The following is a 24,607-nucleotide window of genomic DNA, read 5'->3' as shown; positions in this document are numbered from 1 at the left end:
AAGGCTCACTTTTTTAGTATACTCATAGTGCAAATAATTCCAAATAAAACTCCTAAGGTTATTAAACAACTTTTCCCAAATTATATCTGGGATCTTTATGTGAATAATGAAAAGAAGTTATATTTAACTTTTGATGATGGCCCCATACCAGGTGTTACAGAATCTGTTTTAACCCTGTTAAATCAATATAATGCCAAAGCAACTTTTTTTTGTATAGGTGATAATATTAGAAAACATCCCGAAGTCTTTCGACAAATTCTAGCAGAGGGCCATGCTATAGGCAATCATACTATGAATCACTTAAAAGCCTGGAAAACCAGTCTAGAAATATACGTTCAAAACATTATAGATTGTCAAAATCTAATTCAGGAATATTCACCTAAGGAAGATATACAGCAAATATTTAGACCGCCATATGGGCAAATAAGTCGCACCAAATTTAAAGCACTAGAAAAGTTAGGATATAACATTATACTTTGGGATGTATTATCAAAAGATTGGGAACAAACAATATCACCAGAAGAATGTTTACAAAACGTGCTCCAAAATGCACAACAGGGAAGCATTATTGTTTTTCATGACAGCATAAAAGCTTCAAAAAACCTTACAGTTGTACTACCCGAGGTCTTAGACTATTTTTCTAAAAAAGGATATGTTTTTGATACCATTAGGTTCTAAACATACTCTTTCATGAGACCGATTAGTGTATTAGCATCTTGCTCGCCACTTTGTCTCCAAACCATCTCACCTTCTTTATAAATCATTAATGTAGGAAGTCCTTTAATACGTAAAGCAGTAGCCAACTCTTCATTCTTATCTACATCAATCTTTATAACTTTCCCTTTATCTCCAAGTGCAGCAGCTACATCCCTTAACACAGGATGCATTGCCAGAGAGGGTTCGTTCCATTCGGTAAAAAAGTCTAATAAGACAGGAACTTCAATACCTATTATATCTCCAAACTTTGACATGTTCAAAAACTTTTATGTTTGGGCCTCTAATAATTGGCCATTAAACAGTTGTAAATATAACACTTTCTGAATTATGCGCCTTTACCATTAGATCCTTTTCTCAATTCAATAACCGTAATCTCGGGCCATATACCAACTCGTCCCGGAAAAGCATGAAATCCAAAACCTCGATTTACATTCAGATACCTTCCCATTTCATCATACATACCTGCCCATTGTTTATATACATATTGCACTGGGCTCCATCGTACGAATCCGGGAATTTCAATCCCAAATTGAAATCCATGGGTATGCCCACTTAATGTAAGATGGTAATGATTCGAATGTTTCTTTACTTCATATTCCCAATGTGAGGGATCATGACTTAATAATACTTTAAAATCTTCCTTGGTTACTTTTTCAGAAGCCTTTTTTAAATCACCAGCTTTCTTAAAGTTATGCCCCCAATTCTCTACCCCTATCACAGCAATACGTTCACCATCCTTTTCTACAAAAGTGCTATCATTAAGTAACAGATTAAAATCAATTTTAGTATGAACTTCCTTTATTGCTTCAAAATTTGCATCTTTTTCTTCCTGACTGTTCCAAGTAACATATTCTCCATAATCGTGATTTCCTAAAACAGAGTATTTGCCATATTTAGGTGTTTTAATACGTTTAAAAGTATCTATCCAATCATCCATTTCTTCTGCTACAGTATTCACAATATCTCCGGTAAATAACAATAAATCTGTTTCTTGTTCATTAATTAAATCCACTGCATATTCGATTTTGGCAACATCATCAAAACTTCCAGAATGTATATCTGAAATTTGTGTAATTCTAAATCCATCAAATGCAGCAGGGAGGTCTTCAAAATGCAACACATGGCGTATCACCTTAAAATTATATTTCCCTCTAAAAATCCCGTGTAACAATCCCCCAAGAGGTATTGCAGCAACACCAAGTGCCAGTTGACTTATAAATTTTCTACGGTCTGGAAAATATTGAGTAGCTGTACCTTCAAAAAAAGTGTTTGTAAGATAATTATATCCCGCTACACAAACTCTAATAATGTCTTCGCCAAATAAAAATAAAATCATAATTAATTTAGGCACCAAAGTGAGTAACAAAAGAGCACTAGCTCTTAATGTATATTTGGTTGGGCCGACACTGCGATCATAGTTAGCAAAAACATAAATCACATAACTCAAAATAAGCAATGACAATACTAAATATCCTATTTGCACCCATTGATTTTTGGTAATAGTACGAATGGCTTGATATGCATAAGTTTCAATAAGTATGTATAGAATTATAGGGACTAACCAACGCATAATTTGTTGTAAGATTTTAATTATTAAACAAAGCTATCCCTCCTTTTTAATTTGCGGCTATTTTTTAAGTAAAAATTAACGATAAATAAATTTTACGACCAAAAAGCGTTAAAATCATGTCTTTACCTGGCATAAATCTTAACAATTTCTTTTAGAACTAAGATTTTTATTTGTAACTTCGTTTCATATTCCTTTTTAGGGCTTAATTACAATTTAAAAAAATCATATACTATATATAAAAATTACTATCGTATTTATAGCAGTTGATACATTGTTATCAATTTTATTTTGGGGCGAAATGCCGTCAGTTTTTGGCGGCATTTCTTTTTATATTTATTATAGTTTTTGACACTAATTTGATTAATCTTCTTTTTATATTGCATTTCTAAAAATTTAACTCACATCATGTCACAAAAACGTCTTTTTCTTCTGGATGCTTTCGCTCTTATTTTTCGAGGGTACTATGCACTTATTAAAAACCCGAGAATTAACTCAAAAGGGCAGGATACATCTGCAATTTTAGGTTTTGTAAATTCTTTATTCGATGTTATTAAAAGAGAAAAACCTGATCATTTGGCTGTTGCATTTGACAAGCAAGGGAGTAAAGATCGATTAGAAATTTTTCCTGAGTACAAGGCTAATCGCGACGAAACCCCCGAGGCCATTAAAATTGCTGTACCAATAATTCAGGAAATACTAAAAGCCATGCACATTCCTATTATAGAAAAAGCAGGTGTAGAAGCAGATGATTTAATTGGTACCATTGCCAAACAAGCCGAAAAAGAAGGATATCAAACATACATGGTTACTCCTGATAAGGATTATGCACAATTAGTTTCTGAAAATATTTTTATGTATCGCCCCGCCAGGATGGGAAATGGAATCGAAATCTGGGGAATACCAGAGGTACAAAAAAGATTTGAGGTAGAACGACCAGAACAGGTTATTGATTATCTTGGTATGATGGGCGATGCTGTGGATAATATTCCTGGATTGCCGGGGGTTGGTGACAAAACTGCCAAAAAATTTCTTGCAGAATACGGTTCTATGGAAGGCTTATTAGCCAATACCGATAAGCTAAAAGGTAAAATGAAAGAAAAAGTAGAAGCAAATGCAGAATTAGGTCTTCTTTCTAAAAAACTTGCAACCATTATTTTAGATTGTGATGTAACCTTTAATGCCGATGATTACGAATTCACAAAACCTGATGCGCAAAAAGTACACACCATTTTTGAAGAATTAGAATTTAGAAGGCTTACAGATCAATTTACTAAGATTTTTTCGGAAGAAGGAACTAATACATCTGCCCAGGTTACAGGTAATTCTACTGCAAAAAAGAAAACAACACAGGCCGGAGCTGGTCAATTTTCATTATTTGGTGAAACCGAGGAATCTGGTGAAGTTGTTTCTTTTTCTAGTAGAAAAACTATTGCTAATACCGAACATTTCTATCAGAGCATTGCTCCGGGAATGGCAATGAAATTATTCCTTCAAAATTTATTAAAGCAAGAGCATGTTTGTTTTGATACCGAAACTACGGGTCTTAACCCACTAATTGCGGAATTGGTAGGAATTGCTTTTTCCTGGGAAGCAGGAAAAGGTTTTTACATTCCTTTTCCAGAAGATCGTAACGAAGCACAAGAATTGATCGAACAACTACGACCTTTCTTTGAAGCTGAACATATCACAAAAATTGGTCAAAATCTAAAATATGATATCAAAGTTCTGGCAAAATATAATATCGAAGTTAAAGGAACACTATTTGATACGATGTTAGCTCATTATCTCATCAATCCAGACATGAGACACAATATGGATGTACTTGCAGAAACTTATCTTAATTACACCCCGGTTTCTATTACTGAATTAATTGGCAAAAAAGGTAAAAACCAGCTATCCTTCAGGCAAGTACCAATAGATAAGCAAACTGAATACGCTGTAGAGGATGCAGATATTACTTTTCAGCTAAAAGAACATTTTGCACCCGAGCTTACCGAAGCAAAAACAGTCTCTTTATTTAAGGATATTGAAATTCCGTTACTAAGAGTTCTAGCCGATATGGAAATCGAAGGAATTAACCTGGATAAAGGTTTTTTACAATCTCTTTCTGAAGAACTAGATAGCGATATTAAAACATTAGAACAAAAAATCTATACAGAAGCTGGTGAAGAATTTAACATTGCTTCACCAAAGCAATTGGGTGTTATATTATTCGAAAAAATGAAATTGGTAGACAAACCCAAAAAAACAAAGACAGGTCAATATTCTACTGCCGAAGATGTATTATCCTATCTTGCAAAAGATCATGAGATTATTCAAAACATATTGGATTTTCGTGGTTTGTCTAAATTAAAAAGCACTTATGTTGATGCATTGCCAACACAGGTTGACGAAAATACCGGGCGTGTTCATACAGATTATATGCAAACGGTAGCAGCTACCGGACGTCTAAGTTCTAATAATCCAAATTTACAGAACATTCCTATTCGTACAGAAAGAGGAAGACAAGTAAGAAAAGCATTTGTTCCCAGAAATGAAGAATACACACTGCTAGCGGCAGATTATTCTCAAATTGAATTAAGGATCATTGCAGCATTAAGTAAAGAAGAGACCATGATAGAGGCTTTTAAAAATAATGAAGATATCCATGCCTCTACTGCTGCAAAGGTATTTAATGTTCCCATAGAAGAGGTTAGCAGAGAGCAACGTAGTAATGCCAAAACAGTAAACTTTGGAATTATTTATGGGGTTTCGGCTTTTGGATTAAGTAACCAAACCAGTCTTTCACGAAGTGAAGCTAAAGAATTAATCGATACCTATTATAAAACATACCCAAAGCTACGCAACTACATGAGTGAACAGGTAGATTTTGCAAGAGAAAATGGTTATGTACAAACGGTTTTAGGAAGACGCCGATATTTAAAAAACATTAACTCTGCAAATGCAATTGTTCGTGGTGCAGCCGAACGAAATGCAGTAAATGCTCCTATTCAAGGAAGCGCTGCTGACATTATCAAGATTGCAATGATCAATATTCATAAAAAACTAAAAGAAGGAAACTATAAGACCAAAATGCTGCTACAGGTCCATGATGAATTGGTATTTGATGTTTTTAAACCAGAATTGGAAGAGATCAAAGTCTTAATCAAAACCGAAATGGAAAATGCATACACTTTAGAAGTTCCATTAGATGTAGATCTTGGATTGGGTAAAGACTGGTTAGAGGCTCACTAAAAATATTAATCGAACAGTTAAGAAAGCTCAAAAGCCAAAATCATTTCACTTGTTGATTTTGGCTTATTTCTTTATAAAAATCATAATAATTTAAAAAAGTAGGAATCACCGGCCCATTAAATGGATTGGGGCCGTTAAATAATACACAAACACCTATATCATTATCAGGATCAATTAACAATTGGGTTTTATATTGATTTACATTACCCCCATGATATAGTATTCTTCTACCCCTGTAATCCAAAACTCGCCACCCCATTGCATAATAAGAATCTGTTACCCCATCCCATAAATTAACATATGTATCTTCATTGCTGGTACAAATAATAGGGTTAAAAATATCACTAAGGCTTTCTTTTGAAATAATATCAGGACGATATCCTAGCAATACTTTTAAATACTCCCCCATATCAGAAATTGATGCGTTAATCCCTCCTGCAGCAGTTACATTATAATAGTTTTTATGAATCTCTGTAACCTTATATTTTTTTGAATAATGATTATATTTATGAGGAAGAGCTACATTATCATTCTTTCTTATTGCTGCATATGTGCTTGATGCTGTATGCATCCCTGCCGGAGCAAACACTCTCTCTTTAAGAAGGGTTTCAAAAGATTTCTCGGTTTGATTTTCCATTATTTTTTCAATAACCGAAAATATTGCATTTTGATATTCATAATCTACTCCTTCCTTAGAGACAACTCCTTTTCTTTTAAAACTTCTGATAATTTGCTCTAAAGACCACCCTTTTTGTATAAGCTTAGTATATGTATAAGGGTAAAGTCCTGTTGTATGCGATAATAAATGATTTACTTTAAGTCGATCCGCCTGTTCACTATTTCTTAAACTAAATGTTTTTACCGATTCTCTAACATTTTGATCCCATTGTAATTCATCACGATCTACTAAATTGCCTGCCAAAACTGCTGTTACACCTTTTGATAAGCTTGCAATTCTAAAAACTGTATTTAAATCTACAGAATCTTGTGTATGAATTTCTTTTACTCCAAAGCCCTTTTTATAAATAACAGTATCGCCTTTAACCACAACAACAGCTGCTCCAGGACATTCTGAAACATTAAAATTGGTAGCAAAAAACTTCTCGTAATGCTCTAAGAAGAAGGATATAGAATCTTTTTTTGACACTTCTGGTTTCTCATCTATTACAACAACCCTTTCTTTAGGTTTTGATGTAGTGCAAGACACCAAAAAAACCAAAGCAAATACAGCATAAAAATATTTCATAATACGACATTCTATAGAGTCGCAAAATACGTCTAATATTATTTATTGTATAAAAACTTTTTCAGAAACTTTATAATACAAATCGATATGTTGCTTTGATTAAAAATGTGTTCTCTGGCTGCTGATTCAGAATTTGATTGTCTAAACTTCTAAAGAGATCATCAGAAGGATTTCCATCTCCTGTAATACCTTGCGACCAAACCAAAAATATTTCAGAACCAGGGATATATTCCCAGCGTAGTACCAGGTTAGAACGAAACTGAACAAATGCGAAATCTGGATTACTAATAGTATAATCCACAGCACCATCTCTATCCTCATCTATAGAGTACTCATCATCTGCAAACGAAATTTGATCCTGATCATATAATGTTACTCTCTCATCCAGGTTTTTGGCAACTGCATTATTGACATAGTTAAAATCGGTATATCTTCCTCGTGATATAAACGGTTGCCCATAATACTGAATGGTAAGATTAGGATTAATACTATAATTTAACCGTATACTCGCACTTAAAGTTTTCTGATCGATTTTAGCAGTTATATATCTTGGAGTACCATTAAAATCAACATCTGTAACATACTGTGTTTTATTAGGGTTCTCTACAAACTCTGGGTTTAAAGACATACTAAACGAGTTAAATGGCTGATACCTAAGCCTCAATACATATCGCCTAAAAGAGAAATTATTATCTGTTGTCCATGAATTCACATGACCGACAGTAAAATTAAATTTCTTTCTTTGATCAGATCCAAAAAATAACACTCCTATATTTTCTTGAGAAAATCTCCACCTGGGGCCTCCTCGTAGAACGGTATTTGTAAAAATACGAGGTTTATGAATCATCTCAACTTCAGTCCACCAATTATTTTGATAATCTATATTACCGCCCAACACATATTGAATACGATTATAGTTACCTTCAAAATCAAATGCCGATGATTGACTAAATCTAACATTAGCTCTTCTATAAAATTTGGTAGGTTTTAAGAAAAGATAACGAAGATTTGCAAATTGCCTAATATCATCTGCCTGACGTAAAAAACCAATATCATTCAGTTCTAATTCTGGAGAACGCCAGAAAACTCCTGCTCCATATCTCCAATTTCCTCCTCCAGATTTCCCTCCTCTAAGTTTACCACCAGTTCCGGTTAATGAAGTTCTATTGGGATCTAATTCTACATGATCTGCATCTACCCTCTGAAAAAGATGCGTAAGTGAATTCTGGGTTTTTTCGATAGATTCTTCAGAACCTTCTACGTGACTAGCTACAATATTACCTTCGATAAAATACTTTCTATCTCTCCAGTTATGTCTAAAATCCAACCCTGCTGTATATGCTGATTTACGAAGAAGATTAAGATTATTTTCTCTTGTTCCTGCTACTTCTGATGTCTCGTCTGTATTTGGGTCATCCTCATCAATATCAAAGGTGTCCCCAAGATTTCGGTTGGTAGCCGTTATAATTCCTCCAATAAATGAGTTGCGTTGATTAAAATCCTTTTGCACCCTACCGACCATATAGTTTGTTAGAGGCTCTACAATGGCCTCTCTCTTATTACCATTTTCATCTTCAATTTTGGCGATCTCTCTAGAAGTTACACTTTCTAAAACACCTATAGACCATCCATCTTTGGTTTTTCCGCTAAATTTTGCAGCTCCAAGAATTGTAGTATTGGTAGGCTTATCAATAAATTCATTATCAATTCCCGAAATTGATCCTTGTGGGCTTCTTCCTATTCTACGAGAATAAAACAAATTATCCTGGTTATTGGCAAAACGGTAATCAAAAATATTTTTATTTTCTACGAAAAAAGGTCGTTGTTCTCTAAAGAAAATCTGAAACCCATCTAATGCAATAGCGGCAGGATCAGCTTCGACCTGGCCAAAATCAGGATTTACAGTTAGATCCAAAGTTAGATCATTTGTGATTCCGATTTTTGCATCTAACCCTCCATTCAATTTAAAATCTTGACCATCTCTAAATGGATTTCCTTTTTCCTCGGGATACGTATCAAATTGTGTTACTGCAAATGGCTGGATTTCTAATTGTTTTTGTGCTTCGATATTAATCAAACCATGCAACTCTCCAAATTCACTTATAAATCCAGGAGCATCTCTAGGGATTCGTTGCCAAACTGATCGCTCAGCTTTTCGAAAAAACAGTCTGTTTACCTGAAGCCCCCATACCTGTTCTTTGCTTTTACCAAATTTTACCTGGCTTAAAGGTATTTTTATTTCTGCGGTCCACCCTTCATTATCTATATTGCTTGCTGCATACCATATTGGGTTCCAGCTGCTATCCCAATTATCTCCATTTTGCGAAACGAACTCATCTCCTTTCACTCCTGCTGCTGTTATAGTAAAAGAAAACGCTGTCCTCTTATCGTGATATGTATCTAAGATAAGTGTAATACGATCTCCTGCAAAACCATCTCTTCTTGATAGTCTTTTTTCTATTTTATCTGGCTCGGTATCATAACATCGATAAGCTACATATAGAAATTTCTGATCATATGCAATCTTGAATTTGGTCTTTTGACTTGGAGGTGTATTTTCATCAGGCTCATTTTCAATAAAATCACCAGCCCATTCTACCACATCCCAACCAGGTTCATCAATTAAACCATTTATTGTTAATCCTTCGGCATTATTAAGTAGTTTTGTAGTGTAAATTCGTTTTTTAACTGTACTAGTAGAATCTTGTGCAGTAGAAATAATAGGAACCAAAAAGAGTACCAATAAATAGGTATAACATTTCATGATGATTAGAAGTTTGATGATTGATATAACTAAGATGACAGAAATTATTTTAGTTTGTCACACTTTATGCCATTTTTTAGTAAAAAATTAACAGGAGAAGGTGATTATGGAGCGTAAAACAAACAAGACAACTCCTTATTACATCAATATCACTGAAAACCAATGCATCATACTTTAAAAATAATATCTATTACCTGTTTGCTATATAAATATATAATTGTACATTTGCACCCCTATTTTATATAGGAAAAGGAATGTTTAATTAAGTAAAAATAATTAGTGTGGACACATTAAGTTACAAAACAGTATCTGCCAACAAAGCTACCGTTACAAAAGAATGGTTGCATGTAGATGCTGAAGGACAGACTTTAGGGCGTCTTTCTTCTGTAGTTGCATTACTACTAAGAGGAAAACATAAGCCAAACTTTACCCCACACGTTGATTGCGGTGATAATGTTATCATTACCAATGCCGAAAAAATCAACTTAACAGGAAAAAAGTGGACTGATAAATCGTATATCCGTCACACTGGATACCCTGGAGGGCAAAGAAGTCTTACTGCTCAGGAATTGTATGACAAAAATCCAGAGCGTTTAATCGAAAAAGCGGTAAAAGGAATGTTACCTAAGAACAAACTAGGTGCAGCTTTATTCCGTAATTTAAAGGTATATGCAGGAGCAGATCACAATCAGGAAGCTCAGCAACCTAAAACTGTTAACTTAAACGAATTTAAGTAATGGAAGTTATTCACAAAATTGGTCGTAGAAAAACGGCTGTAGCCAGAGTATATCTTAAGGATGGTTCTGGAAAAATTACGGTTAACAAAAAAGACCTTAATGAGTATTTCACTACTGCTACTTTACAATACAAAGTAAATCAGCCTTTAACTTTAACAAGTAACGAGGACAAATACGATGTAAACGTAAATGTATATGGTGGAGGGATTACTGGACAGGCAGAGGCTGTTCGTTTAGCAATATCAAGAGCGGTATGTGAATTAGACGAAGAAAACAGATTAATCCTAAAACCAGAAGGTTTGTTAACCAGAGATCCAAGAATGGTAGAGCGTAAAAAATTCGGTCAGAAGAAAGCTCGTAAGAAATTCCAGTTCTCTAAACGTTAATTTATTAAAACAGTATTTGTTGTTACCTCAATTCGTGAGGGGTTAGTTTAGCATCTAAATGCACAAGGCCATACAAAAAGTAGCCACTTGGGCATTGCTAATTCAACAGAACGTAAACTATTACAAAAATGGCAAACAATATCGAAGTAAAAGAATTACTTGATGCAGGTGTACACTTTGGTCACCTTACAAGAAGATGGGATCCAAATATGGCACCATATATTTATATGGAGCGTAATGGTATTCACATCATTAACTTATATAAAACTGCTGCAAAAATTGATGAAGCTAGTGAAGCTTTAAAAAAGATAGCAGCGTCCGGCAGAAAAATCCTTTTTGTTGCGACTAAAAAACAAGCTAAAGAAATCGTAGCCGAAAAAGCAAGCAAAGCTAATCAGCCATATATTACAGAAAGATGGCCCGGTGGTATGCTTACTAACTTTGTTACTATTCGTAAAGCAGTCAAGAAAATGGCTTCTATCGATAGAATGAAGAAAGACGGTACCTTTAATACACTATCTAAAAAAGAACGTTTACAAGTAGATCGTTTAAGAGCAAAATTAGAAAAGAACTTAGGTTCTATTTCTGATATGACTCGTCTACCTGGAGCATTATTTGTTGTAGATATTACTCGCGAACATATAGCGGTAAAAGAAGCTCAAAAATTAAACATTCCTATTTTTGCAATGGTTGATACTAACTCTGACCCACGTCAGGTACAGTATGTAATCCCTGCAAATGATGATGCTTCTAAATCTATAGACAAAGTTATGACTTATGTTAGTGATGCTGTTATAGAAGGATTAAGCGAAAGAAAAGCAACAAAAGAAGCTCCTAAAAAAGAAGCTCCTAAAAAAGAAGCTCCTAAAAAGGAAGCAAAAGCTGAAGCTCCAGCAAAAGTTGAAACACCTGCAAAGGTTGAGGCTACAGTAGAAGCTCCAGCAACCGAAGCTGCAAAGCAAGAGGAAGAATAAACAAATAGATTGTATATCTATTAAAATTCAAAGTTAAGTTTATGTCTCTGCGATAAAACTTAACTTTAATATAAAATTGATAAGTCGTTTGGTTCTTTACTTTTGCAGTACTAACTAAACGACTTGTTTTTTATACAAACAATACATTTTACACATTTAATATTTAAAGATATGGCAAATATTACAGCAGCCGAAGTAAGTAAATTGCGTAAAGCTACAGGTGCCGGAATGATGGACTGCAAAAAAGCCCTTGTTGAGGCTGAAGGAGATTTTGACAAAGCTATCAAGATCCTTAGAGAAAAAGGACAAAAAATTGCTGATAAAAGAGCAGATAGAGAATCTTCTGAAGGTGCAGTTATTGCAAAAGTTAATGATTCAAAAAACAAAGGAGTAATCGTTTCTCTTAATTGTGAAACTGATTTCGTAGGAAAAAATGAATCTTTTGTTTCTTTAGCAAAACAACTAGCAGAAGTAGCTCTTAACACTTCTTCTAAAGAAGAATTTTTAGCTTCAGATTTTAATGGTATGACTGTTCAGGAAAAACTTACTGAACAAACTGGTGTTATTGGAGAAAAAATCGAAATCGGAGATTTTAAAGTACTAGAAGCTCCTTTTGTAGGATCATATATACACGGAAATAAAATCGGTGCTCTAACTGGTTTATCAAATGAGATAGATAATGCAGAAACACTTGCCAAAGATATCTCTATGCAAGTAGCTTCTATGGGAGCAACCACATTGTCTTACAAAGATTTTGATCCAGAATATGTTGCTTCAGAAACTCAAGCAAGAATTGCAGCAATCGAAAAAGAGAATATTGAACTTGGTCGATTAGGAAAAACATTAAAAAATGTTCCTTTATTTATTTCAAGATCTCAATTGACTGATGATGTAATTGCACAAGCAGAAGAAAAATTGAAAGAAGAGCTTAAAGCAGAAGGTAAGCCTGAGCAAATCTGGGATAGAATTCTTCCTGGAAAATTAGAAAGATTTATTTCTGATAATACTACATTAGATCAGGAGCAATGTCTTCTTGACCAAAATTTCATTAAAGATGAAAAGAAAAGTGTTGCTGATTATGTAAAAACACTTGGTGATGTATCTGTAGTTGCTTTTGAAAGAGTAGCTTTGGGTTAATTCAAAAATTAAATAGTATTCAGACGTATCTGAAAAAAATAAAAACCGCTTCTATAACAGAAGCGGTTTTTTATTCGTCATTTTCAAAATATTTTCTTTCTGGTTTCCAACGTTTACAAGTTTAGAATTTCTTCCAAAACTTACCCCCAATACAAACTAACTCCCCAATTAGCTTATACAATACAAACACCTACATCGTATTTATATATTAAAAACGTTCAATTTCCTTTCTAAAAACATTTATCATCCCCAGCACCTTTTTTGTTTTCCTTGATGCAAACCTATAACATAATTCAACACGAATCAATACCTCTTATAGGGGAAAACCACCCTTTTTTCAATAGTTTTTAAACTTTAACATTTGACTATTTAACTTAAAAATCCACCTTTATAATCCAAACTATTTTCTAAATTAAGAATATCGTTATATTTGCACCACAGTTAAATCTCATAATGGAATATAAAAGAATATTACTTAAATTATCTGGCGAAGCTCTAATGGGTGATCGTCAATATGGAATTGATCCTAAAAGATTGGCAGAGTATGCCCATGAAATCAAACAAATTACAGAAAAAGGCGTACAAGTTGCTATTGTGATAGGTGGAGGTAATATTTTTAGAGGTGTTGCAGGTGCCAGTAAAGGAATGGATAGAGTTCAAGCGGATCATATGGGTATGCTTGCTACCGTTATTAATGGACTGGCCCTACAGAGTGCTCTTGAAGATGCCGAAATACCTACTCGATTACAATCTGCAGTAAAGATTAATGAAGTTGCAGAGCCTTTTATACGTCGAAGAGCAATGCGTCATCTCGAAAAAGGAAGAGTTGTAATATTTGGTGGAGGAACAGGAAATCCATATTTCACTACTGATTCTGCCGCAGTGCTAAGGGCTATAGAAATTAATGCAGATGTTATTCTAAAAGGCACAAGAGTTGATGGAATATACACCTCTGATCCAGAAAAAAATGCTGATGCCACAAAATTTGATTTTATATCATTTGACGATGTTTTACGAAAAGGTCTGAAGGTGATGGATACTACAGCATTTACATTAAGTCAGGAAAATGAATTACCTATAATAGTGTTTGACATGAATAAAGCCGGGAATTTACTAAAAGTAGTTTCTGGTGAATCTATAGGTACTCAAGTAAACCTTTAATCATATTGGCTTATTTTTTGATTTGTCAGAAGAAAAGAACTAAAACATGAACGAAGAAATAGATTTTATTATAGATTCGACCAAAGAGTCAATGCAAGCAGCAATTACTCATTTAGAAAAAAAATTACTCAATATCAGAGCTGGTAAAGCATCTCCTGCTATGTTAGGCAGTGTAATGGTAGAGTACTATGGCTCTCCTACTCCGTTAAACCAGGTAGGGAATGTAACTACTCCTGATGCAAGAACCATTACAATTCAGCCTTTTGATAAATCTGTAATCCCAGAGATTGAGAAAGGTATTCAGATAGCTAATTTAGGGTTTAACCCAATGAATAATGGCGAAAGCGTTATCATTAGTGTTCCTCCTCTCACCGAAGAACGCCGTAAAGATCTTGCGAAACAAGCAAAAGCTGAAGCAGAAGATTCTAAAGTTGGTATACGCAATGATCGTAAAAATGCCAATAATGAGATCAAAAAATTAGAAAAAGAAGGTCTATCAGAAGATTTGGCAAAAAACACTGAAGTAGATATTCAAGCATTAACAGATACATACATTAAAAAAGTTGATGAAATGCTTAGTCATAAAGAAAAAGAAATTATGACTGTTTAACATTTTTTAATGTATAGAAATTATAAATAAAGCGTTTTCTCATTAGAAACGCTTTTTTTGTATCTTCGCCTTTTTGAACCTATTTGGTATAATGCAGAACAAATTTTTTTGTTTATTATTTTTTGTACACTTTGTCTTAATTTCTCAAGTTAGTATTAACGGTATTGTCATTGACGAAAGTTCTAATCAACCCTTGCCATTTGCCACTGTAAAAACCAGTAATTCTTCATACGCTTTAACCTCTGTTAAGGGTGAGTTTGTTATACGATGTAATACCTACCCTGTTAATCTAACTATAAGCTATCTAGGGTATCAGACAAAGACTATTTTAATTACTTCCAAAAGTTCAGAAAAAATAGAAGTACGACTTAGTACTAAAGAGGAAAACCTTGAGACAGTAAAGCTAGATGCCCCCGAAAACATTGCAGCTCAACTCATTATTGAAGCCATAAGCAAGAAAAACAAAAATAATCCAAAAAAGATATTACGTAATTTTAGTTATAAAAGTTACAACAAACTAAAGATCACAGAAGATAATCAAGCTCAATTAAATACTCTGGACACTACAAGTGTCGATATGGAGCATCTATTTAACAAAGCTCATTCCTTTCTTTCAGAAAAAATAAGTTTACACCAATTTAGAAAAAATGCAGGCGAAAAAGAGACAGTTTTAGCAACTCGAATGAGTGGTTTTAAAGAGCCCATTTATAATGTACTGGGGATCAAAATACAATCTAATTCTCTTTATGATGAAGATTACACGATTTTTAACAATAAATACATAGGACCATTATCAAACAGAGCCCTTAGAAATTATTATTATAAGGTTCTCGATACTGTACAGGGTAAAAACCCAGCTTACGTGATTCTTTTTCAACCCCGTAAGTCTAAAAATTATGCAAGTTTAGAGGGCGTATTATATATAGATACAAAATCATTAGCAATTCAAAAAGCTATTATAGAACTACGAGGCGAACTTAATGTGATGGCAACTCATAGTTTTAAATATTTCTCTGAACAAAAAAGCTGGTTCCCAACCAAACAGGAAATCACAATAAGACCAGGGAATGGAAGACAAAAAGTAAGTTTATTTGGAGGCCGAATCTCTGTAGGAAGATTAGGGAATGATAAAAAAAGTTCTTCTGGAAATAATGATTTTTTAGTTTCTACAACAGATTTATTTGATATCAAATTAGATACTAGTCAAGATATTAAACAAAACCAAGCTACAATAAGAATAGATCCCGAAGCTAATAATAGACCTGAATCTTATTGGAATCAATATCGTACCAGTGCAATTACAGAAAAAGATCTAAACTCGTTTCAAGTCATAGATAGCATTGTACAAGCACAAAACATAGAACGCAGAATTGATGTTATCCAAAGTTTTAATATTGGATATTACCCAGTAGGGTTTTTCAATTTTGATCTCACTTATCCCATAAAATACAATAATTATGAAGGGTTACGGCTAGGAATAGGTGGCTTAACAAACACAAAATTCTCTAATCAATTTAGATTAGAAGGATATTTTGTTTACGGATTTAGAGATTCAAAATCCAAATATGGTATAGGAGGAGGTTTATTAGTAAATAAAAAATCAAACTCATGGTTTAATTTTAATTATACCGATGATATTAGAGAAGTAGGTAGTTTCCTTTATCTTACAGACAGAAGAGTATATTCTTTATTCGAGCCTCGTTTGGTAAATATAGATTTCTATTACAAGCACAGAACCTGGAGTGCTAGTTTGCAGCAGCAGATATTTCCTAAACTACTCTCAGAAACTCAATTTTCTATAAGCAATATAAATCAAACCGGAGGATATCAATATCTAAATGACGGTAATCTATTTTCGGGATATAAAACAGCAGAAGCTACAATAGCGTTAAGATGGAGTCCGTTTAGTAAATTCCTAAAAACACCCAATCGATATAAAGAAATTCATGATGGGTACCCCAAAATTACTGCGCAATATACGCAAGGTTTCAAGGGTGTATTTGATAGTAATTTCTCTTATAGCAAAATAGGTTTAAAAGCAGAATATATCATTAACCGTATTAATCAATCTAAAACAAGTATTTTATTTGAAGCAGATATCGCTTCTGGAGATATCCCACTCACACATTTGTATCACGCTTATCCTAATGCTCCGACTAAAGAAACAGTACTTCAACGATTTTCTGTAGCCGGTAGAAGGACTTTTGAAACTATGTATTTTGGTGAATTTTTTAATGACAGGCTGGCAACATTACAGGTCAAACATAGAATTAAGCCTGTAAAAATTACAAATTGGTTTAAACCAGAACTCGTTTTTATAACTCGCTATGCAATCGGAGATGTTAGCAATCTTGAAAACCATCAAGGGGTAAATTTTTCATCTTTGCAACGTGGATATCAAGAATCAGGATTTGAAATCAACAAATTATTTGCCGGTTTTGGGCTTAGTTTTGCCTATCGCTATGGTGCCTACCATCTTCCTCGTTTTGAGGATAATATTTCGGGTAAGTTTACTTTTTACTTAAAACTATAGTCTTTACACAATAAATCATTTTCTTTTCAGAAATACCTGAATAATAATTCCCCAATCCTTACATTTGCAGCAGGAAAATAAAGGATGGCAAAATTATTCAGTTTCGGGTTTTGGAATGCACTGGCTGGAATTATACTTCGCAATAGGGCAGTAATATTTCTGGCAATAATAGGAATTACGGTTTTTTTAGGTTTTCAGTGGAAAAACATGAAATTTTCTCACTCAGAGGCGAATCTACTCCCCGATGATCACGAGGTAAATATATTATATCAAAAATTCCTTCAAAAATTTGGTGAAGAAGGCAATCTAATTGTAATGGCTGTTAAAGACAGCACACTTTTTACTCCTAAAAAGCTAAAAGCGTGGAATGATTTTAATAATTCGTTTAAAAAATATGAAGAGATTGACCTGGTTGTTTCTATAGCCGATCTTAAAACTTTAAAAAAAGAAGATAATCCTGCACGATTTGAGTTAGTTCCTTTTATTAAGGATTCTAGCTATACTGAAAAACAAGTATCCAAATACGAAAATGAGTTATTTAATAAGTTACCATTTTATGAAGGACTTGTATACAGCACGAAATCAAAAACTATCCAAAGCGCACTATATCTAAAAAAGGATATTGTAAACACCAAAAAGCGAAAAAAGTTTATTGAAGAAGTTTTACTTCCTTCTGTTTTAGCTTTTGAAAACGAGTACAAGATGGACGTAAAAGTATCTGGTATGCCATATATCAGAACTTTAAATTCGCAAAACATAATGGATGAAATAGAAATTTTCATTCTTGCAGCTCTATTGGTTACTTCATTAATTTTCTTTTTCTTTTTTAGATCCTTAAGAGCCACTTTTATATCCATGACTGCTGTAATTATTGGAGTAATGTGGGCTTTTGGAATTTTAGGGCTTTTAGAATATGAAATAACTGTACTTACGGCTATTATCCCACCGTTAGTAATTGTAATTGGTATTCCTAATTGTATTTTCTTAATTAATAAATATCAACAAGAAATAAAAAAACATGGTAATAAAGCAAAATCTCTTCAACGGGTAATCACCAAAGTGGGTAATGCTACATTAATGACTAATGTAACTACTGCTTCAGGATTTGCAACATTTGCCCTAACCGAAAGTAAATTACTTAAAGAATTTGGTATTGTTGCTTCTTTAAATATAATCGCTCTATTTATACTTTGTCTTCTGGTCATTACTATAATTTATAGTTATATGCCCCAACCCAAAGAAAGACACTTAAAACACCTGGGTAAAGGGTGGATTGAGAAGCTAATGGATTGGATGGAAAAGATGGTAAAAACCAGACGAGTAACAATCTACTTTTCTTCTGTTATTATTCTAATCGTTAGCATTATTGGTATTTATACTATAAAAGTTTCTGGAAGCCTATTAGAAGACATGCCCAAATCTGCCGGGTTTTATAAGGATATAGAGTTTTTTGAAGAAGAATTTGATGGTGTTATGCCATTAGAAATATTAGTAGATACAAAGAGAAAACAAGGAGTATTAAAATTACCTACATTAAAACGTATGGAAAAACTACAGGAGCTTCTCGAAGAAACTCCTGAGTTGTCAAAGCCTATTTCTATTGTTAATCTGGTTAAATACTCTAAGCAAGCTTTTTATAATGGAAATCCTAAATATTATCAAATACCTACCAGCCAGGAACGAAACTTTATTTTGCCGTATGCCAAAAGTTTTGAATCTAAAGTAGGAGTAATGAATAGTTATGTGGATTCTACCGGACAATACGCTAGGATCACTACTTTCATGAAAGATGTAGGTACAGAAGAAATGGAGCGTATAGAAGCTACCCTAAAACCACAATTAGAGAAAATTTTCCCAAAAGAAAGATATGACGTTTCTTTTACTGGTAAAGCCCTTATTTTTCAGAAAGGAACTAAATACCTAGTATGGAATTTATCTTTTTCTCTAGGTCTTGCGGTGATCTTGATTGCTCTTTTTATGGCCTGGATGTTTCGATCCTGGAAAATGATTGTCATATCACTTATACCAAATTTATTACCATTGCTAATGACTGCAGGCCTTATGGGATATCTTGGTGTGCCGATAAAGCCTTCTACAATATTAGTTTTTAGTATTGCATTTGGAATTTCTGTAGATGACACTATACATTTCCTTGCAAAATACCGGCAAGAATTAAAATCAAATCACTGGAGGATTAGAAAATCTGTTCTTGCTTCATTACGAGAAACAGGAGTGAGTATGTTTTATACCTCAACTGTTTTATTTTTTGGTTTCTCGGTATTCATGATATCTAGTTTTGGAGGAACCAAGGCACTTGGAGGCTTGGTATCAACAACTTTATTATTTGCTATGCTAGCAAATCTTTTACTACTTCCTTCCTTATTACTTTCATTAGAACGAAGTATTGCAAATAAGAAAACTCTTAAAGAACCTACCCTGAAAATCATTCCTAATGATGAAGAACTTGAAGAAACTCAAGGTGAGGAAGAATAAAGAAAATAAGACATAAAAAACACATAATATTATCAAAAAAAAAGCCCCGCTAGAAACTAGCGGGACTTCTGTAAGATAGATTACCCCAAAACCTATCGAACTAAACTTAACGTAAACACAATCGTCATAATTGCATATGCAAGATACTGCCCCTTTTTATATTTTGAAATACCTAATAGGGGGGAAAAATCCCCTTTTTACCTAAACAGCTTAAACTTTAACACTATTTAAACAAGTAAAATCCAACAAAATAGTATTTAAACTACTGATTTACAGTATTTTAAATATAGATGAAAACTTGTTTTTTTTACAATAATTTATCAAATAAACTCTCAAATACGTCTGTTTTTCAATCAAAAACACATCTAATTACGGTTTTTACGTAGAATCATAATTCGAAAAAACGTCAGATTTTGGTATTTTGATTGTATAAACTCACCAGTATCAAAAAGAGCATCAAAATATATTTTAATTGCTATACCTTTTTTGAATTCATAAGATTATGCTTCAATCGGATTAAAAAATTATCTTTGCTACCTCAAAATTTAAACATCCTTGGTTTTATACTCACTAAATTGTATTGGAGGCTATAAAACCAAAAACAAATAATATCAAAAAAAACAGATGAAACATACTAAAGTAATAGAGGTACTACAAAGTGATAAATTATTACAGCCCGTACTTGTTAAAGGTTGGGTTCGTTCTTTTAGAAATGATCGTTTTATAGCGGTTAATGATGGATCAACTATTAATAATATTCAGTGTGTTTTAGAAGATAATACAATCGATGCTGCTATACAAAGCAGAATAAATGTTGGTGCAGCAGTTGCGATAGAAGGTACTCTTATCGAAAGTCAAGGAAAAGGGCAACGTGTAGAGATCCAGATATCTAATGTAGAAATCGAAGGAGATGCTGATCCTGAAGAGTTAAAACTTACTATTTTATCTCCAAAACGACATACATTAGAAAAATTACGTGAGCAAGCTCACTTAAGGGTTCGCACCAATACTTTTGGAGCTATCATGAGAGTGCGCTCAAAATTATCTTTTGCAATACATGAATATTTTCAAAAGAATGATTTTTACTATGTACATACACCAGTAATTACAAAAAGTGATGCCGAGGGTGCTGGAGAAGCATTTAAAGTAACTAATATGGATCTTAATAACATTCCGAAAAATGAGAATGGTGAGGTTGATTATAAAGAAGATTTTTTTGGTGGTGAAACAAACCTAACGGTTTCTGGCCAATTAGAAGCAGAGACTTATGCAATGGGATTAGGTCAGGTATATACTTTTGGACCTACTTTTAGGGCAGAAAACTCAAATACATCGAGACACCTTGCAGAATTCTGGATGGTAGAACCAGAAGTCGCTTTCTGTGATCTGGATGGCAATATGGACTTGGCAGAAGACTTTATTAAATACGTAATCCAGTTTATTTTAGATAACTGCCAGGATGATCTTGAATTTCTAGAAAATCGCCTAGTACAGGAAGATAAACAAAAACCTCAGGCAGAACGTGCCGAAATGTTATTGCGAGATAAACTAAAGTTTATATTAGAGAACAATTTTAAACGAGTAAGCTATACCGAAGCCATTGATATTCTTAAAAATTCTAAACCCAATAAGAAGAAGAAATTCAAATTTCCTATTGATGGATGGGGCGCTGACCTACAGAGTGAACACGAAAGATTTCTTGTCGAAAAACATTTTAAATGTCCTGTGATTTTATTTGATTACCCTGCAGATATTAAATCGTTTTATATGCGACTTAATGAAGATGGAAAAACGGTAAGGGCTATGGATATTTTATTTCCTGGTATTGGGGAAATAGTGGGTGGTTCTCAACGTGAAGAGCGTTTGGATGTACTTAAAGAAAAGATGGCCGCTCTTAATATTCCTGAAGAAGAATTATGGTGGTATTTAGATACTCGTCGTTTTGGTACGTGTACACATAGTGGTTTTGGACTTGGGTTTGAGCGTCTTGTTCTTTTTGTAACAGGGATGGGCAATATTCGTGATGTGATTCCTTATCCAAGAACACCTCTTAATGCAGAGTTTTAATCTTCTTATTATATAAATAAAGATCAAATATAGATTACTTCCTCAATAATGGCTTAAATTCATTTTTGAGGAAGTTTTATATTCTTCTGTGTTTTAATTTCCCTCAAACCATTGTTTAAAATCTGCAACTTTCTCACGGCTAACAATAACTTCTTTATCTATATTTTGGTTTAAAGTAAGTTTTAAACGCCTGTTAGAATAAACCAATACATCCTGTATCGTATTGATATTGACAATAAAAGTTCGATTTACTCTAAAAAAACTTTTGGGCTCCAATAATTCTTCAAGAGTTTCTAATTTATATTCTATCATATATTTTTTTCGGTTTTCTGCAACAAGGTATGCATCTCGTCCTTCTGCAAAGAAAAAGGAAATATCCTCGCTCTTAACTGAATGAATATGATTTCCCAGGCGAACCAAAAACCTATTTTTATATGTACTACTAGTCATATTCTTAACCGCATGACTAACATTAACCTCTCCCAAAAACTGAGATCGTAATGTCTCTAGTTTTTTTAATGCTTTTGAAAGATCTGTAAACAATATTGGCTTTAGAAGATAGTCTATACTATTTACCTTAAAAGCATCAATCGCAAACTCATCAAAGGCTGTAGTAAAGATTACGGGTTTACTCACTTTGACTTTATTAAAAATCTCAAAACTAAGTCCATCTATAAGTTGAACATCCATAAAAAAGAGATCTACTTCTTCCTGATGTGAGTCTATCCAAAGTGCCGCTTCTTCTATTGAAACCAGTTTACTTATTACCTTAATATCAGAATCATATTTTAACAAGTAACGTTCTAATTTTTCTGCTGCTAAAGGTTCGTCTTCAATTATTGCTACTTTCATCGATAGTAAGTTTTGGTATATAAATTATAGTATACATATCATCTTTGGTAACAGTAATTGGTATATCTGTATAGAATCGATACATATCCTGAATATCTTTGATACTATTGCAATCCATAGTATAACTAATCTTTTCCTGATGTGGATATTTTAACAACACATATTTCGAATCCTGAGTCATTGTCACAATAAGTTCTGTTTCTCTTGAAACTATTGTACTTCTTATAATCTGTTCTGCACAGGATAAAAGACTACCAGGAACAACTAACGTATGTATGGATTCTTCTTTAATAAATTTCGTTTTTCTGTATGGCAAATACTCAAATAAAAGTAGTAATTGATCCAAAGCATCGAGTTCTTCGTTAATAGGCACTAACTCTTTTATTGTTTTGGAAAGGATATATCGGTATACAGCCGAGAAATGATCTACCAAAAATTCTGCTTTATCAGTATCCTTTTTCATGACCAATATTAGCGACTCTAAGGTTTCAAACATTAATGTAGGATTTATTCCTTTTTTAAATTGAATAAAATCCTGTTCTACCCCCTCTTTCAGAGATAGTTCTTTTGTCATTATTTCTGTGTTTATTTTATGTAAAAACTGATGACTTAGGTATAATGAAAGGTATATTATTGTAATCACCGAAAAGATACTATTGAAAACAATAAGCTCAGAACTATTAGGTGTAAACCCTAGCACTAAATCAAAATACAGAAACATCGATCCAGAAACTAAAAGTATAGAAGTAATTACCGAAATAATGATTTGCAGTATAATCTTACCTACCAACGAATTTGGAAATTTTAGCTTTTCAAAAAAGAATAAAGAAATTCTAGAATATTCCTGAATAAGATAGGCTAAACCAATACATACATATAATTCTTGCCCAAGAAATTCTTCTTGTAACTGGGTCACATTATTATTAACCAGTAAAATAAGCAGATATACTAGAGCACCACTACAAAGAGGGCTAATGATTCTAAATATTGGATTATGTATAAATAACTTATTCACTCGTTTGCACTTTAGTATTTATTTGAACTCACATTAACGTTTTTAGGTAAACTTACTTTATAAAATAATAGGAAGTTTTACAGTAAACTGTTCCTCATCTATTACCTCGATAGTTTTATTAAAAATGAGATCATACCTTAACCTAATATTGCCTAATCCAATTTTAAAAGAATCTACTACTTTAGGTTTTATGGTCTTGTTATTTGACACGTTAATATTATGATCATTGCAGGTGATAACTATTTTTAATACTTCAGAAGAAGTCATTTGATTATGTTTTACAGCATTTTCTATCAACATTTGAAGTGCTAGTGGTGGGATTTTACTTTTTAACACCCAATCTGGTAATGTAATTTCTAAATGAATACGATCATTAAATCGTGTGCGCAATAAGAAGTGGTAAGAATTCACAAATTGTAATTCTTCTTCGACAGTTAACCATTTGTTTTCATATTTGTTTAAAATATACTGGTAAGATTTGGCTAGTTCTCGAATAAATAATTCTGCTTTTTTTACATCACTATACAACAAAGAAGATATTGTGTTTACACTATTAAATAAAAAGTGAGGGCTTAATTGTGATTTTAATGCTGTTAATTGTAATTCGGTTTGTTTTCGTTCTAATTGTAATGCTACTATTTGACCTTTTGCATATTGATAATAAGAGTGTATTGCAAAATAAATAATAGTATACACCAGAGAAGCAAAAAATATCAGAATAATCAATTTTAGCAATATTTCACTATAATCTTCAATAAAAGAGACTTGTGCCTCTTTTATAAAAGCATACCCATATAAAACAAGACTTATGAATAGAAAGGAAATGATCGTATTGGATAACACTCCTGTTAAAAGACGAAGTCCCGTATATTTTTTCCAGGAAATAAACCTGTTAAATATTTCATTGAAGATCGTATTGGTATAGATAATAATAACTCCTAGAAATCCTGATAGCCATAGTAGTTTCGTATTATCTTCTTCTTGGGTAAATCCCAAAAAACTATACGTAAGCAATCCCAGAATGAACCCTACTAAAATGATAGTAAAATACTTTTTCACGATTGATGATGGTTGGTATATATAATGATCTATACTAGACTTCATCCTACCA

At 33.1% G+C, this 24,607-nt stretch carries 18 protein-coding genes; 11 read left to right on the top strand and 7 right to left on the bottom strand.

The window, feature by feature from the left end; genetic code table 11:
- The first annotated feature begins 27 nt into the window (after window positions 1–27).
- Complete coding sequence (locus tag NNL09_RS10955) at window positions 28–678, top strand: polysaccharide deacetylase family protein (RefSeq protein ID WP_196911106.1); 651 nt, start codon at window positions 28–30, stop codon at window positions 676–678.
- Here the strand turns inward: NNL09_RS10955 and NNL09_RS10950 are convergent.
- Both NNL09_RS10950 and NNL09_RS10945 read right to left on the bottom strand, forming a co-directional pair.
- A complete protein-coding gene (locus NNL09_RS10950) occupies window positions 675–971 on the bottom strand; it encodes a co-chaperone YbbN (protein WP_024772315.1) in 297 nt (98 codons plus the stop codon). The genes NNL09_RS10955 and NNL09_RS10950 overlap by 4 nt on opposite strands.
- Window positions 972–1,042: 71 nt before the next feature.
- Entirely contained in the window at window positions 1,043–2,287 is a 1,245-nt protein-coding gene (locus NNL09_RS10945; protein WP_196911107.1) for a metallophosphoesterase, read from the bottom strand.
- 402 nt (window positions 2,288–2,689) lie between these two features.
- On the opposite strand from NNL09_RS10945, the gene polA reads away from it, so the two are divergent.
- A complete protein-coding gene (gene polA / locus NNL09_RS10940; RefSeq protein WP_196911175.1) occupies window positions 2,690–5,521 on the top strand; it encodes a DNA polymerase I in 2,832 nt (943 codons plus the stop codon).
- Between the two features lie 40 nt (window positions 5,522–5,561).
- On the opposite strand, the gene NNL09_RS10935 is transcribed toward polA, so the two are convergent.
- A complete protein-coding gene (locus NNL09_RS10935) occupies window positions 5,562–6,767 on the bottom strand; it encodes a serine hydrolase (protein ID WP_025666886.1) in 1,206 nt (401 codons plus the stop codon).
- A 70-nt stretch (window positions 6,768–6,837) separates the two neighbouring features.
- Window positions 6,838–9,531, bottom strand: coding sequence for a DUF5916 domain-containing protein (locus tag NNL09_RS10930; protein ID WP_196911108.1), 2,694 nt, complete (start codon window positions 9,529–9,531; stop codon window positions 6,838–6,840).
- 281 nt (window positions 9,532–9,812) lie between these two features.
- Here NNL09_RS10930 and rplM point away from each other — a divergent pair, with 281 nt between their 5' ends.
- From rplM to asnS, 9 genes are all read left to right on the top strand, one after another.
- Window positions 9,813–10,268, top strand: a complete 456-nt coding sequence (gene rplM, locus NNL09_RS10925) for a 50S ribosomal protein L13 (RefSeq protein WP_025666888.1) — start codon at window positions 9,813–9,815, stop codon at window positions 10,266–10,268.
- Window positions 10,268–10,654 (top strand): 30S ribosomal protein S9, encoded by a 387-nt coding sequence (rpsI, locus tag NNL09_RS10920; RefSeq protein WP_025666889.1) that lies wholly within the window; start codon window positions 10,268–10,270, stop codon window positions 10,652–10,654. The genes rplM and rpsI overlap by 1 nt, the downstream gene beginning before the upstream one ends.
- A gap of 128 nt (window positions 10,655–10,782) precedes the next feature.
- Entirely contained in the window at window positions 10,783–11,628 is an 846-nt protein-coding gene (gene rpsB / locus NNL09_RS10915; protein WP_196911109.1) for a 30S ribosomal protein S2, read from the top strand.
- A gap of 171 nt (window positions 11,629–11,799) precedes the next feature.
- Complete coding sequence (gene tsf, locus NNL09_RS10910; protein WP_196911110.1) at window positions 11,800–12,765, top strand: translation elongation factor Ts; 966 nt, start codon at window positions 11,800–11,802, stop codon at window positions 12,763–12,765.
- Between the two features lie 453 nt (window positions 12,766–13,218).
- Window positions 13,219–13,926 carry a UMP kinase gene (pyrH, locus tag NNL09_RS10905; protein WP_025666892.1) on the top strand — a complete coding sequence of 236 codons (708 nt, stop codon included), beginning with the start codon at window positions 13,219–13,221 and terminating at the stop codon, window positions 13,924–13,926.
- 46 nt (window positions 13,927–13,972) lie between these two features.
- On the top strand, window positions 13,973–14,536 hold the full coding sequence (frr, locus tag NNL09_RS10900; RefSeq protein WP_025666893.1) for a ribosome recycling factor: 564 nt from the start codon (window positions 13,973–13,975) through the stop codon (window positions 14,534–14,536).
- A 91-nt stretch (window positions 14,537–14,627) separates the two neighbouring features.
- Window positions 14,628–17,069: a DUF5686 family protein gene (locus tag NNL09_RS10895; RefSeq protein ID WP_196911111.1), complete on the top strand. Its 2,442-nt coding sequence runs from the start codon at window positions 14,628–14,630 to the stop codon at window positions 17,067–17,069.
- Window positions 17,070–17,153: 84 nt separating this feature from the next.
- The gene (locus tag NNL09_RS10890; RefSeq protein WP_025666895.1) at window positions 17,154–19,562 is read left to right on the top strand and encodes an RND family transporter; all 2,409 of its coding nucleotides are present in this window, start codon (window positions 17,154–17,156) and stop codon (window positions 19,560–19,562) included.
- Window positions 19,563–20,186: 624 nt separating this feature from the next.
- Window positions 20,187–21,629: an asparagine--tRNA ligase gene (gene asnS / locus NNL09_RS10885; protein ID WP_196911112.1), complete on the top strand. Its 1,443-nt coding sequence runs from the start codon at window positions 20,187–20,189 to the stop codon at window positions 21,627–21,629.
- A gap of 93 nt (window positions 21,630–21,722) precedes the next feature.
- On the opposite strand, the gene NNL09_RS10880 is transcribed toward asnS, so the two are convergent.
- Genes NNL09_RS10880 through NNL09_RS10870 form a run of 3 tightly spaced genes read right to left on the bottom strand, consistent with a single transcriptional unit; the run spans window position 21,723 to window position 24,555 of the window.
- Window positions 21,723–22,481, bottom strand: a complete 759-nt coding sequence (locus NNL09_RS10880; RefSeq protein ID WP_025666897.1) for a LytTR family DNA-binding domain-containing protein — start codon at window positions 22,479–22,481, stop codon at window positions 21,723–21,725.
- Window positions 22,462–23,496: a histidine kinase gene (locus NNL09_RS10875; protein WP_196911113.1), complete on the bottom strand. Its 1,035-nt coding sequence runs from the start codon at window positions 23,494–23,496 to the stop codon at window positions 22,462–22,464. Before NNL09_RS10875 ends, NNL09_RS10880 begins: the two co-directional genes overlap by 20 nt.
- 57 nt (window positions 23,497–23,553) lie before the next feature.
- The gene (locus NNL09_RS10870) at window positions 23,554–24,555 is read right to left on the bottom strand and encodes a sensor histidine kinase (protein WP_051476108.1); all 1,002 of its coding nucleotides are present in this window, start codon (window positions 24,553–24,555) and stop codon (window positions 23,554–23,556) included.
- Window positions 24,556–24,607: the final 52 nt, after the last annotated feature.

The organism is Aquimarina sp. EL_43 (assembly GCF_943422735.1).
GTDB lineage: Bacteria > Bacteroidota > Bacteroidia > Flavobacteriales > Flavobacteriaceae > Aquimarina > Aquimarina megaterium.
The sequence above is the reverse complement of the archived record's forward strand: the minus strand, read 5'-3'. Positions and strand labels throughout refer to the sequence as shown.